9 protein-coding genes are annotated in these 12357 nt (G+C 67.7%); 5 read left to right on the top strand and 4 right to left on the bottom strand.

Annotated features, from left to right (window positions below; translation table 11 throughout):
* Positions 1 to 53: 53 nt before the first annotated feature.
* From ACQ0O7_RS03610 to ACQ0O7_RS03600, 3 genes are read left to right on the top strand one after another with little or no spacing between them, the layout of a single operon-like run.
* Positions 54 to 392 (top strand): helix-turn-helix domain-containing protein, encoded by a 339-nt coding sequence (locus tag ACQ0O7_RS03610; RefSeq protein ID WP_430780287.1) that lies wholly within the window; start codon positions 54 to 56, stop codon positions 390 to 392.
* Positions 393 to 397: 5 nt separating this feature from the next.
* The gene (locus tag ACQ0O7_RS03605; RefSeq protein WP_430780286.1) at positions 398 to 1267 is read left to right on the top strand and encodes an ImmA/IrrE family metallo-endopeptidase; all 870 of its coding nucleotides are present in this window, start codon (positions 398 to 400) and stop codon (positions 1265 to 1267) included.
* A complete protein-coding gene (locus tag ACQ0O7_RS03600; RefSeq protein ID WP_430780285.1) occupies positions 1264 to 1887 on the top strand; it encodes a hypothetical protein in 624 nt (207 codons plus the stop codon). Before ACQ0O7_RS03605 ends, ACQ0O7_RS03600 begins: the two co-directional genes overlap by 4 nt.
* A 62-nt stretch (positions 1888 to 1949) precedes the next feature.
* Here the strand turns inward: ACQ0O7_RS03600 and pulA are convergent, their stop codons facing one another.
* Positions 1950 to 7373 (bottom strand): pullulanase-type alpha-1,6-glucosidase, encoded by a 5424-nt coding sequence (pulA, locus tag ACQ0O7_RS03595; protein WP_430780284.1) that lies wholly within the window; start codon positions 7371 to 7373, stop codon positions 1950 to 1952.
* A 252-nt stretch (positions 7374 to 7625) separates the two neighbouring features.
* Here pulA and ACQ0O7_RS03590 point away from each other — a divergent pair, with 252 nt between their 5' ends.
* Positions 7626 to 8663, top strand: a complete 1038-nt coding sequence (locus ACQ0O7_RS03590; protein ID WP_430780283.1) for a LacI family DNA-binding transcriptional regulator — start codon at positions 7626 to 7628, stop codon at positions 8661 to 8663.
* A gap of 55 nt (positions 8664 to 8718) precedes the next feature.
* On the opposite strand, the gene ACQ0O7_RS03585 is transcribed toward ACQ0O7_RS03590, so the two are convergent.
* Genes ACQ0O7_RS03585 through ACQ0O7_RS03575 form a run of 3 tightly spaced genes read right to left on the bottom strand, consistent with a single transcriptional unit; the run spans position 8719 to position 11838 of the window.
* Entirely contained in the window at positions 8719 to 9549 is an 831-nt protein-coding gene (locus tag ACQ0O7_RS03585; RefSeq protein ID WP_430780282.1) for a sugar ABC transporter permease, read from the bottom strand.
* The gene (locus ACQ0O7_RS03580) at positions 9549 to 10514 is read right to left on the bottom strand and encodes a carbohydrate ABC transporter permease (protein ID WP_430780281.1); all 966 of its coding nucleotides are present in this window, start codon (positions 10512 to 10514) and stop codon (positions 9549 to 9551) included. The genes ACQ0O7_RS03585 and ACQ0O7_RS03580 overlap by 1 nt, the downstream gene beginning before the upstream one ends.
* Before the next feature lie 43 nt (positions 10515 to 10557).
* Positions 10558 to 11838 carry an extracellular solute-binding protein gene (locus ACQ0O7_RS03575; protein WP_430780280.1) on the bottom strand — a complete coding sequence of 427 codons (1281 nt, stop codon included), beginning with the start codon at positions 11836 to 11838 and terminating at the stop codon, positions 10558 to 10560.
* Between the two features lie 105 nt (positions 11839 to 11943).
* Here ACQ0O7_RS03575 and ACQ0O7_RS03570 point away from each other — a divergent pair, with 105 nt between their 5' ends.
* Positions 11944 to 12114: a hypothetical protein gene (locus ACQ0O7_RS03570; RefSeq protein ID WP_430780279.1), complete on the top strand. Its 171-nt coding sequence runs from the start codon at positions 11944 to 11946 to the stop codon at positions 12112 to 12114.
* Positions 12115 to 12357 lie beyond the last annotated feature (243 nt).

Here is a 12357-nt window from a genome sequence, read left to right as displayed (position 1 = left end):
GCGTAGACTGAATCACAACATCTGATCATGATTCAGCGTTGGGGGTGATGGTCATGACCAGCATCGACATCGGCGCGCTGATAGACAAAGCACGGATATCCGCGGGTTTGAGTCAGCGAGCCCTCGCCGACGCCACCGGCATCTCGCAGCCCACGTTGTCGCGCATCATCACCGGCGATCGTGTGGCGAAGCTGCCGGAGATCGTGGCGATCTCCTGGGCGACCGGCTGCACGGTGGCCCAGTTGACCGGGGCGAGCACGGTGGCCGAGCGCGCGCAGTGCGCCGCCCGAGCCACCAACGGCTCGGGCATGGAAAAGATGCGCGAGGCGTTGCTGCACTTCCTCGAGTTGGACGACTACCTGGACGAGCAGGCCATCCCGGCCACGATCTGACGGCGGTGACGACGGTGGACGCCGAGGTTGACGGGCGTGCGGCGGCGGAGAGGTTCCGGGTCGAGCATCGGCTCGGCTGGCAGCCACTGGGCGACCTCGTCGCGTTGATCGAGCAGTCGGCCGGCATCGATGTGGCCGTTCTGGACGCAGGCCCCGATGAGCACGGTCTGACGATGCGGGATCCGCGCCGCGACACCGTGTTCATCGGCGTCGCCCGGACCCGACATCCGATGCGGCAACGCAGCACGTTGGCTCACGAGCTCGCGCACGTCGTGTTCGGCGACTGGGCGGACAACACCACCTGTGACTGGAGCGCGCCGTCGCCCACGGAGAGCCGCGCCACCGCCTTCGCCCGTCATCTGCTGGTGCCGGGCGAAGGGTTGACGGCTTTTCTGGACGAGGGCCACGAAGTGGATCTGCCGACGCTGTCGGCTGTGGTTCAGCGGTTCCTGGTGTCTCCGAAGATCGCCACCATAGCGCTGGAGCAGGCGGGTCACATCGATGCCGACACCAGAAGCGCCTGGTGGGCGGTGACCGCTCCACAGCTGGCCGTCCGTTTCGGCTGGGGAGATCAATACCGCGCGCTTCAAGCCGACAGCAACCGCCGGCGGGCCCCGCAGCAGCTCCTGGCCCGCGCCGTCCGGGGCTACACCGAGGGAGTCGTCTCCGCCCAGACGATCGCCACCCTGCGTGGCATCACTGCCGACGAGGCGGCGACGGAACTGCGCGAGGCTGGCGTCTTTCCCGCCCAGCGGCCCGTCACCTGGACTGATCCCGCCGAGCTACCCGACGTGGTCGTGGATCTCGACGACCTGGACGACATTCTCGGTCCGCCGGACGGCACACTCACGACGCCGGCGCCGGACGCGGTATGACCCAGCGACCGATCATCGATGCCGGACCCGGCCTGAACTTCCTGTCGATCAATCAGGAGCGGCTTCTGATAGCCGTGCTGGGCAAGCTCAGTGCCCCTGCCACGGTCGGTGACGAGGTGCTTCGCAAAGCCGCTCAGGATCCACGTTTCCGGCCGGCCGCGGCGGCCTGGAAGAAACTGACCCCGAACTGGATCCAGATTCTTCCCGACGATGTCACTCCCGCGTTGTCCCGAGTCGTGGACCGGCTCACCCGGCAACCCATGGCCGAGCGGTTGAAGCATGCCAAGGATCTCGGCGAAACGATGGTGATCGCGCACGCCGTGGTGGCCGCTGAGGCAGGCGCTCACGTGATCGTGCTGATCGACGACGGCCCCGGAGCACGGACCGCCACCGGTGAGATCCACCGGCTTCGGCGGCTTCGGGATGGAGACCATGCTGTGGGCTCGATCAGCCTGGCCGGCACGCTCACCGTTCTGGAGCGGGCGGCCGGCACGGGACACATCCCGAACCGGGGCCGGATGCGCGATATCTACCAGCGTCCCCGTGGCCTCGACGATGGACTGCCGCCCATCGGCAAGACTTCCCTGCTGACCACCACGCGCTGGCAGAGCGAGCCGTAACCGGCTTGGATGTGGGACCGGGCCGGCGCGGGGGTGGAAGGGCCCGCGCCGGCCCGGGGGGCTCAGCTCTGGACGAACACCGACACCGTGCGGGCCGGGACGGTGAAGGTGCCGGCCTTGACCGAGGCGGTCCGGGTGACCGGGTCGGCCGAGGCCGCCTGGATCGGGTGGAGGGCCAGTTTGGCGCCGGCCAGGGACGGCACCGTCTGGGTGGCGGTGGTGGTGCCCGCGTTGAAGACCACCGTGATCGACTTCCACTTCCTGTCGATGCCGCGGGAGTCGATGGTCATGGTGATGACGCCCGGGGTCTCGTTCTTTCCGGAGAGCGGGAACGACACCCGCTGCTGGACGGTCTTCCCGGTGGCGAGGCCGAACGCCGGCGTGGACTTCCGGATCCGGAGCAGCTCCTGGTAGGTGGAGTCGGCCAGGTTCACCGCGGCGCAGTCGGGGATCAGGGCCGGGTCGGCGAGCAGCGGGCGGGCGTACTCGTACTTGGACTCGTTGTCCGCCTTCGGGGGGAGGCCGCGGCCGAAGCCGTTGCCGTCGGCGCAGTTCCAGAGGATCTGGTTGAACCAGTCGCCGGAGTTGTACGAGTTCCGGTCCAGTGATTTGGACCGCAACCGTTCGCTGCCGGTGGTGACGAATCCGGCGCCCTGTCCGAGAACGGTGGTGGCGAGCGCCACCGACTGGGCGCGGGCCCGGTCCAGGGCGGTGGTGGCCTGGGGCAGTTTGTACGCCAGCGCGTCGTACAGGATCTCGTTGTCGTGCGCGTCGACGTAGGTGATCGATTCACCGGGGTCGACCGTGTAGCCGGCCGGCGCCCCGTTGTAGTCGACCTCGGATCCCTTGACGGTCTCGCCGGACGATCCGGTGAACGTGTAGTTCGCCAGGTTGCCGGTCAGCCCCACCTTGATCAGGTCCTGGTAGTGCAGGAGCCGGGCCCGCTGTTCGGCATCCGTGCCGTTGACGGGGTCGCCGTTGGGGGCGCCGGCGAGCCCGGAGGCGAAGCCCTGGACGCGCGGGTTGTCGTCGAACGGGCCGCCACCGCGGACGGCGTCCCGGAGCCGGTCGTTGAAGGTGCCGATGCCGGTGCCGCCGAGTTCGGTCTGGGACGCCTGCACGAAGCGGGCGTTGTCCGCCACCTCGCCGAAGTTCCAGCCTTCGCCGTACACGTAAATGTTCTTGCCGTCGACCCCGTCCCGGCCGACGGTGAGTTTGTCGAGGGCCTTGCGCACCGCCAGGATGTTGTCCTTCGGGTGATGACCCATCAGATCGAAGCGGAAACCATCGATTTTGTACGCCTTCGCCCACGTGACGATGGAGTCGACGACGAGTTTGCCCATCATCGTGTTCTCCGGCGCGGTGTTGGCGCAGCAGGTGGAGTTGGCGATGGTCCCATCGTCGAGCAGGCGGTGGTAGTAGCCGGGCACGATCTGGTCGAGCACCGACTTGGGATCGGTGCCGGCGGCGGACGTGTGGTTGTAGACGACGTCCATCACCACGCGCAGCCCGGCCTTGTTGAGCCCGGCCACCATCGAGCGGAATTCGCGGGTACGGGCGTTCGGGTCAGCCGCGTAGCCGCCCTCCGGCACCGTGTAGTGCAGCGGGTCGTACCCCCAGTTGTATCCGTCGGTGGCGGCGACCGCCGCGATGCAGGCCTGCTGCTGGTCCGAGTCGGGCGGCAGCGACGCCAGGTCACAGGCGGGCTGCTGCTGGTCGGCGCGTTTCTCCGGGATGGTGGCGAAGTCGAACGCGGGCAGCAGGTGCAGGTGGGTGACCCCGGATTCGGCGAGTTTCCGCAGGTGACGGTTGCCGGCCGAGTCGCCGGTGAAGGCGCTGAACGTGCCCCGGTTCGCCTGCGGGACGGTGGTGTCGGCGATGGAGAAGTCCCGTACCGACAGTTCGGAGATCTGGATCTTGGCGGCCGGAACGGCGGCCGGCTTCTTCAGGGTGCTCCAGCCGGAGGGGGTCTGCGCCGGGTCGGACAGGCTGACGAAGCGGCTGCGGGTGGAGTCGGCGGTGAGCGCGACCGAGTACGGGTCGGTCACCGAGGCGGTGACCATCCGCTGGGTGGCCGGCTGCCAGGCGGTGACCCGGAACCGGTAGTCCTTCCCGGCCCAGTCGCCCCGGCCGGACCACACGCCGGTGCGGTCGTTCCTGGTCAGCTTGACCAGCGACGGCGAGTCGCCGATCTCCAGCTGGACGTCCCGGGCGGTCGGCGCCCAGACGGCGACCGTCGTGTTCTTGCCGTTGACGACCGGGCCGAGCGTCGACGAGGCGGCGGACGCGTACACGTCGTCGAGCACGCCGGACAGCTGCACCCCGGTGGCCGACAGCAGCTTGCCCGCGGCGTCCCGCTCGGTGACCACGACCTGGCCGCGCAGGATGTCGGCGACGTTGCGGGACGTCAGAGTGAACGCCCCGTACTGCCACAGGTGCGGGAACCGCTCCCGCTGCGCCTCGGTGAGGCCGGTGCGCCGGGCCGACAGCGGCACGGTGGAGTAGGTACCGGTCAGTTCGCCGTCAGCCACGCCGATCCCGCCGGTGGGCGCGTGGACCAGGGCGTAGACCCGGCCGTCGGTGCCCGCGCCGACCGGTTCCAGGGTGCTGCCGGTGCCGGTCCTCCAGGCGATCGTGCCCCGGTCCAGCCACACCGCGGCCGACTTGGTGACGTCCACGATCCCACCGCCCGACGCGGTCTTGACCAGCGGCAGCAGCCGGGTCTCCTGGCCGGCGATCAGCCAGACCTCCCGGCCCGCCTTGGCGAAGTCGAGGGACTGGTCGGCGGGCAGATCCTTGGTGTCGCCGTTGTGGATGATGTAGCTGAGTGAGGGCGCCCCGGCCGCGAGCGGCACTTCGAAGACCGCGCCGTACGCGTCGAACCGCACCGGGAGCAGCGGGCTGGACCAGTCGGTCGGGTTCGCGGCGCCGGACCAGACGTGCAGGCCCCAGCCGTCGTAGTTCCCGTCGGCCCGCTTCCAGTGGATGATCGCCGTGGACTCGTTCTGCACCGGATCAGGTTGCCCGGTCGCGGCCTGCCGTGTCGGGTAGACCGTGGTGTCCCCCTGCTTGATCCAGATCTCCGGGCTGGCGCCGACGTCGATCGTACGGTCGCTGTCGGTGTCCTTGTTCCCCTGATCGTCGACCACGATGAAGCCGACGCTCTTCGCCCCGGGCTTGAGCTTGACGTAGGCGAACCGCCCGTAGGAGTCCTCGCCGGTGAACGGCTGCCCGTCCGGCCAGGTGGTGGTCATCGACGGGTCGACGTCGCCCCACACGTAGAGGTTCTTGTCGTCGTACGCGCCGTCGGTCCGCTGGTAGTGCACCACCGCGTATCCGGCGGTGGAGGTGGCCTCCGGCGTACCGACGGTGATGTTCGTGGTGCCGGAGGCGAGCCGGGCCCTGCTGTCGCGGGCCACCGCCTTGTACCGCACCGGCACGTTCCCGGCCAGGCCGGTCAGGTCGTGATACACCCGGTAGGGTGCCCGGTCGGCGGTGCCGAGCAGCGTCCACGGGCCGTCGCCGACCTGGGCCGCGAAGGTCACCGTGGCGAGCGGGTCGCCGGTGACGTCGGCGACGATCTCGGTGCGGGTGGGGACCGATGCGCCCGGCTGCGGGCTGCTGATGGTCACCGCCGGACCGCTTGCCGGTACGGGCACCGCGCTCGACGCCTTGAACACGACCGACGACAGTGCCGGGACGGTGATGGTGATCCGCCCGTCGGCTCCGGCCCGGACCGTGCCCGCGCCACCGTAGATCCGCTGGAACGTGGCGTTCGGGGTGGCCGTGGCGAACGAGACGGTCTGCGCGGTGGTGGCGTTGTTGACCGCCACCACGTATTCGGCGCGCTTGGCCCGGTCGATCCGGGAGGCGGCGAAGACACCCGGGCCCTCGGCCGCGTACCGGGTCGTCTGCGCGCCGCTGACCAGGGCCGGGTGGGCCTTGCGCAGCTTGGCGAGCCCGGCGATGGTCCGGTAGATCGGGTGCGTGGTGTCGTAGTTGTCGACCGCGTGGGTGCGGTCGGTGCCGATCAGATCGTCGTCCAGGTAGTCCGCGCTCTTGTTCGCGAACATGTCCTGGCGGGCGTCCTTGTCGCCGCCCGCGCCGGTGAAGCCCTGCTCGTCACCGGAGTAGACGACCGGCTGGCCGCGGGTGAGGAACATCAGCTCGTGGGCCAGCTGGTCCCGCTTGAGCTGGGTGTCGGCGGTGGCCGCGGCGGCGATGAAGGAGCCGATCCGGCCCATGTCGTGGTTGCCGAGGAAGGTGGGCAGCCGGTCCGCGCCGGTGTCCCGGGCGGTGTAGAGGTCGTCCTTGGCGTACAGCCCGGACAGCGCGGCGGCGCCACTGTTGCCGGTGACGAAGCCGCGGGCCGTCTCCTGGAAGGAGAAGTCCAGCGTGGCGGGCAGCTGCCCCTGGCGTACATAGGTGGATTGAATCTCCTGGTCGGCGCTGTAGACCTCGCCGAACATGAAGAAGTCGTCCTTGCCGGCCTTCTTCGCGGCCCTCTCCACACCGGGCGCCCACTGCTGCCAGAACTCCAGGTTGGAGTGCTTGACGGTGTCCAGGCGGTAGCCGTCGATGCCGGTGTCGCGCACCCAGTCCGCGTAGATCTTCGTCATGCCCTCGACCACCTCGGGACGCTCGGTCCACAGGTCGTCGAGGCCGAAGAAGTCGCCGTACTCGCTGTTCTCGCCGGCGAAGGTGGAGTCACCGCGGTTGTGGTACATGTTCACGTCGTTGAGCCAGGCCGGCTTCTTGACCGTCCTGTCTTTTTCACTGCCGAAGATCGGCGTGTACGGGTACGAGGTCGCGTCCGTCTTCGGGAACCGTTTCGAGGTCGCGTAGTTGCGGTCCTCGAACGGCTGCCCGTCGACGTCGGTGTACGGGGAGTCCGCCTTGTCGACGTAGGTGTAGGTGTCCTCGGCGTACTTGATGACGTCCGCGGTGTGGTTGACGATGATGTCCAGGTAGATCTTGAGCCCGCGCTGGTGGGCCAGCTTGACCAGCCGCTTCAGGTCGGCGTTGGTGCCGAAGTGCGGGTCCACCTGGGTGAAGTCGGTGATCCAGTACCCGTGGTAGCCGGCCGACACGTCGGCGCCGGTGCCCTGCACGGGACGGTTCTTGAAGACCGGGGCGAGCCAGATGGCGGTGGTGCCCAGGCCCTGGATGTAGTCCAGCCGGTCGATCACGCCCTGCAGGTCGCCACCGTGGTAGAAGCCCTTGTCGGTGGGGTCGTAGCCGGTGGACAGCCGGTCGCCGGAGAGGCCGCCCCGGTCGTTCTTCGGGTTCCCGTTGGCGAACCGGTCCGGCAGCACGAAGTAGAACTGCTCGCCGCCGGAGGGGTCGTCGGAACCCCACTGGGCGATGACGGCGTCACTGGGGGCCTTCGGCGCCGCGACGGCCGGGGCGGCCGGCACGGCGATCAGTGGGAGGAACAGACTGAGCAGAGCGGCGCCCAGCCGTAAGCGGTGTTTTCTCGGTGCCACGGCGCACCCTTCCGATTCGGTGGTATCGGATTGACAGTTGTATATTTCTCGATGCCGACCCGGCGCGGAACCCACCGGGACCACTCCGTAGGGTGATCCGTGAACAGGCTCGAAGACGCGCCGTTCGCCGGCGGTTCGATCGAAGGATCGCCCTGTATCGCTACTGTTGCCGGGACGTTAGCAAGGTCTTGCATGCAATGGAAGACCTTTCAGGACCATGCCGAGCACACAACAGACGACTAGAGTGAGCCCATGCGTGCGCGAATGGCCGATATCGCCAAACAGGCTCAGGTCAGTGAGGCGACGGTGTCGCGTGTCATTAACGACCGCCCCGGTGTCTCCGCTGAAACAAGACAGGCGGTCCTGACCGCACTCGACGTTCTCGGTTACGAACGACCGGAACGCCTCCGGAAACGCAGTGCCGGCCTGGTCGGTCTGGTGGTTCCGGAACTGGAGAACCCGATCTTCCCGGCTTTCGCACAGGTCGTCGAATCGTCACTGGCGCAACACGGATACACCCCGGTGCTGTGCACCCAGTCGCCCGGCGGCGTCACCGAGGACGAATACGTCGAGATGCTCCTGGACCGGCAGGTCTCCGGCATCGTCTTCATCTCCTCGCTGGCCGCCGACACCACCTCGGACCGCTCCCGGTACCAGCGGCTGCTCGACCGGCCGCTGCCGATCGTGCTGGTCAACAGCTTCGCCAAGGAGCTGGAGGCGCCGTTCGTCTCGTGCGATGACCGGGTCGCCGGCGAGCTCGCGGTCACCCACCTGGTCGCTCTCGGCCACCGGCGGATCGGCATGATCTCCGGACCCAACCGGTTCATCAACACCCAGCGCAAGCTGGAGGGCTACCGCACCGCGATGAAACGGGAGCTGAACGTCCCGGACGACGCCCTCGACGAGCTGGTCTCGCTGACCCTGTTCGGCGTCGAGGGTGGCGAGGTGGCCGCCGACCGGCTGCTCGCCAAGGGCGCGACCGGCATCATCTGCGCCTCCGACATGATGGCGCTCGGCGCGATCCGGGCCGCCCGCCGGCGCGGCCTGCGGGTGCCCGAGGACGTCTCGGTGATCGGATTCGACGACTCCACGCTGATCCCGTTCACCGACCCGCCGCTGACCACCCTGCGCCAGCCGGTGGCCTCCATGGCGGTGGCCGCGGTGCGCTCCCTGGTCGACGAGATCAACGGCCACGGCGCACCCCACTCGGAGTACCTTTTCCATCCCGAACTGGTGGTGCGCAACTCGACCGCGATCGCGCCTTCCCGGGCGCCGGTCGCGGTTGTCTGACCGTTTCAGCCGATGCCCCGGAAAGATTTCCGGGGCATCGGCTTTTCCCCGCCGATCAACCCTTCGTGCCGCCGGCGGTCAGACCCGACACGAGATGCTTCTGAGCGAAGAGGAATACGATTCCGGCCGGGATCGTGACGAGCACGGCGGCCGCGGTGAGATATTCCCACTGCGCATTGAACTGCGGGACGAACTGCTGTAGCCCGTACGCCAAGGTGAATTTGTCGTCGGTCTGGAGGAACGCCGACGCATAAGCCACCTCGCCCCACGCGGTGAGGAACGAGTAGAAGCCGGTGACCGCGATCGCCGGCCGGGCCAACGGCAGGATCACCCGCCAGAACGTCCGGAAAGGCCCGCACCCGTCCAAGGCCGCCGCCTCGTCGAGTGATGTCGGGATCGAGTCGAAATAGCCCTTCAGCATCCAGGCGCAGAACGGCACCGCGATCGTCAGGTACGCGATGACCAGCGCCGGCAACGTGTTGATCAACCCGAGGTTCGACATGATCGTGTAGATCGGCACGATCAGGATCGACACCGGGAACATCTGGGTCACCAGGAATACCATCATCAGGCCCCGGCGGCCCGGAAAGTTGAACCTCGACAGCGCGTAACCGGTGGTCGCCGAGAAGAAGATGCCGATCAGCATGGTCAGGCTCGCCACGATCACCGAGTTGAGGAACCACTCCGGGAAACTCGTCTCGAACAGCACGTACCGGTAGTTCGCCAGCGTCGGGTCCTTGATCAGGGTGATCTCGGTGCTCTGCACGGCATAGCCCGGCTTGAACGAGGAGAGCACCACCCACAGGATCGGGCCCACCGCGATCAGCGAGGCCAGGATCAGCGTCGCGTGCAGGGCGATCGACCTGCTCTTCGTTCTGGCCGCCATCACCACACCTCGCCTTGCTTACGCAGCGTCCGCCGGTAGAACACCGAGAAGACCAGCAGGATCGACAGGATCAGCACGCCGTACGTGGAGGCGAGCGAATAGTTGCGGATGCCCTCGAACGCGGCCCGGAACGCGCCGGTCACCAGGATCTCGGTCTGCCCGGCCGGCTGCCCCTCGGTCACCAGGAAGATGATCGGGAACATGTTGAAGGTCCAGATCGTGCCCAGCAGGATCACCGTGGCGCTGACCGGCCGCAACCCCGGCAGAGTGATGTTGCGGAACCGCTGCCACGGCGAAGCGCCGTCGATCTCCGCCGACTCGTACAACTCCCCCGGGATGCTCTGCAGGCCACCCAGCAGGGCCACCATCATGAACGGCACACCCAGCCAGATGTTGGTGACCACCGCGACGAACAGCGCGGACCACCGATCGGCGAACCAGGCCACCGCGTCGAACCCGAGCGCGGTCAGCACCGAGTTGATCAGGCCGAGCCGCTCGTTGAACAGGAACTTCCAGGCGAACGCGCTGATGAACGCGGGCACCGCCCACGGCAGCACCAGCAGCACCCGGTAGAGACCGCGCAGACGCATCTCCCGGTGGATCATCACGGCCAGGCCGAGACCCAGGCCGTAATGGAAGGTGACACCGGCGATCGTCCAGATCAGGGTGGTGCCGGTCCACTGCCAGAACTCACCCACCCTGCCGGTGAGGATGTCGGCATAGTTGCCGAGACCCACGTACGACCAGGCGTTCGGGTTGTCCTCGCAGACCTCGCCGCCGGTGATCGACTTCGTGCAGATCTCGGCCAGCTGATTGGCCTCGGTCTGGTTCGTGAACGTCAGCCAGATGCCGTTGGCCAGCGGATAGAGAATCAGAACGGCCAGGACCAGCACCACCGGCAGGACCATCGCCCAGGCCGTCCAGTGCTTGTCCCAGCTCCGCCGGAGCGCGGTCACTGTGGTCATCCCTTTCTGGTCGGGCGCCCCTCCCGGGGCGCCCACCGCCTGCTCAGTTGGTGGCGTATCCGGGGACGACCTCGGCCTTGTACTTCGCCGCGACCGCGTCGAGAGCGGCCTTCGGGTCCTCGTCCTGCACCAGCACCTCGGTGGCGAGCTGGTCGAGCGCGCCGAAGAACTGGCCACCCTCCGGGATCCACGGCCGGTTCACGGCGGTCGCGCTCACCGGCTTGAACGCGGTCACCACCGGGTTGTTCTTGACCGACTCGATGTCGTACGCCGACTGGCGGGTCGGCAGCAGGCCCAGCTTGTCGGCCAGGAACGCCTGCGACTCGGCCGAGTTCATGTGCTTGATGAACTCGACGGCGGCCGCCGCCTTCTCCTGCGGGACACCCGACCAGACCACGTAGTTGTGGCCGCCGATCGGAGTGCCCGCCTTCGCCGAACCGGCCGGAACCGGAGCGATCCCCAGGTTCTCCACACCACCGAAGTCCGGCGCCGACTTGACGTTGCCGACCTCCCACGGCCCGTTGACGATGAAGGCGACCTTCTTCTCCTTGAAGAGAGTCATCATCGTGTTGTACGCGTCCGTGGCCGACGGCTTCACCGCGGCGCCACTGTCGATCAGATCCTTGGCGATCTTCAGGCCGGCGACGTTCTGCTCCGAGTTCACCACGATCTTCTGCGCCGTGGTGTCCACCAGGTCACCGCCCTCGCCGTAGAGGAACGGCAGGGTGAAATAGCCGGCCGGGTTGACGTAGAGGCCGTCCACACCGGTCTTCTGCTTGACCGTCTGCGCGGCGGTCTTCAACTCGGCCCAGGTCTTCGGGACCTCGACACCCGCCTTCTCGACGAGCTCCTTGTTGTAGAGCAGGGCCAGGCTGTCGGTGACCTGCGGGACGCCGTACGTCTTGCCGTCCAGCTTGTTCGAGGCGAGCGCGGCCGGGTTGTAGTCGGCCTCGTCGGCGGTCAGATCCGAGCCGTCCAGCGAGTAGAGGTAGCCCAGCGAGGCGAACTCGGGCACCCAGGCGACCTCGGCACGCAGGATGTCCGGGGCGCCGGTCTTGGCCGCGGCGGCGGTCTTGAACTTGTTCTGCGCGTCGGCGAACGGCACCGACTGGTAGTTGATCTTCACGTTCGGGTGCTTCGCGGTGAACTGGGCGATCAGCTCCTGGAAGACCGGGCCCTCGTTCTTGGCGTCCGAGGTGTCCCACCAGGTGAGTTCGGCGGACAGTGCGGCCGGGGCCTTCTCCTCGGCGGTCTCCGCGCCACCGCAGGCGGCTAGGGAGAGGGCGAGGGTGGCGGCGGCGAGTCCCTTGGCTATGTGACGCATGATGCGCTCCTTGACGACCTGCTGAGTGACGACCGGACCGTAGCAAGAAGTTGCGGCCTTAGAAACCCCTTGCGAATCAACTTGCAATGAGCCAGCATCTCAAACATGGACAAAAGCCCCAGTTTTACGTCTCTGACCAAATCTCGGAACCTTGCCGACATAATTCCTGCTGATTTAGCTGCAAGCTCTTGCACCATGGGCATGAAAAAAGGCGGTGACGGGCAAGAACCCGTCACCGCCTTCGCGGTCTTCCTGACGCCTGGCTTCGCTTCCTGACGCCTGGCTTTCCCCGCGCCCGCTTTCCTCCTGGCGCAGGTCTTTCTTCTGGCGCCCGCTCTTTCTTGGCGCCGCTCTCCCTCGGGCGCCCACCTTGCCCCGGCGCCGCTCTCCCTGGCACCCGTTTCCCTCGGGTGCCCGTTTTCCTTCGGGCGCCCGCTTTCCGGCGCCCGCTTTCCCGCGCCCGCTTCCCGGCGGTTGCTTCCCGGCGGTTGCTTCCCGGCGCCCGCTTTCCGGCGGTTG

Source organism: Actinoplanes sp. G11-F43, assembly GCF_050589265.1.
GTDB lineage: Bacteria > Actinomycetota > Actinomycetes > Mycobacteriales > Micromonosporaceae > Actinoplanes.
This window is presented reverse-complemented; position numbering and strand designations above follow the sequence as displayed.

What these genes read in the sequence shown, in the direction of transcription:
- ACQ0O7_RS03610 (WP_430780287.1), top strand. Translation starts at nt 54, where the DNA reads ATGACCAGCATCGACATCGGCGCGCTGATAGACAAAGCACGGATATCC.
- ACQ0O7_RS03600 (WP_430780285.1), top strand. Translation starts at nt 1,264, where the DNA reads ATGACCCAGCGACCGATCATCGATGCCGGACCCGGCCTGAACTTCCTG.
- ACQ0O7_RS03590 (WP_430780283.1), top strand. Translation starts at nt 7,626, where the DNA reads ATGCGTGCGCGAATGGCCGATATCGCCAAACAGGCTCAGGTCAGTGAG.
- ACQ0O7_RS03585 (WP_430780282.1), bottom strand. Translation starts at nt 9,549, where the DNA reads ATGGCGGCCAGAACGAAGAGCAGGTCGATCGCCCTGCACGCGACGCTG.
- ACQ0O7_RS03580 (WP_430780281.1), bottom strand. Translation starts at nt 10,514, where the DNA reads ATGACCACAGTGACCGCGCTCCGGCGGAGCTGGGACAAGCACTGGACG.
- ACQ0O7_RS03575 (WP_430780280.1), bottom strand. Translation starts at nt 11,838, where the DNA reads ATGCGTCACATAGCCAAGGGACTCGCCGCCGCCACCCTCGCCCTCTCC.
- ACQ0O7_RS03570 (WP_430780279.1), top strand. Translation starts at nt 11,944, where the DNA reads ATGGACAAAAGCCCCAGTTTTACGTCTCTGACCAAATCTCGGAACCTT.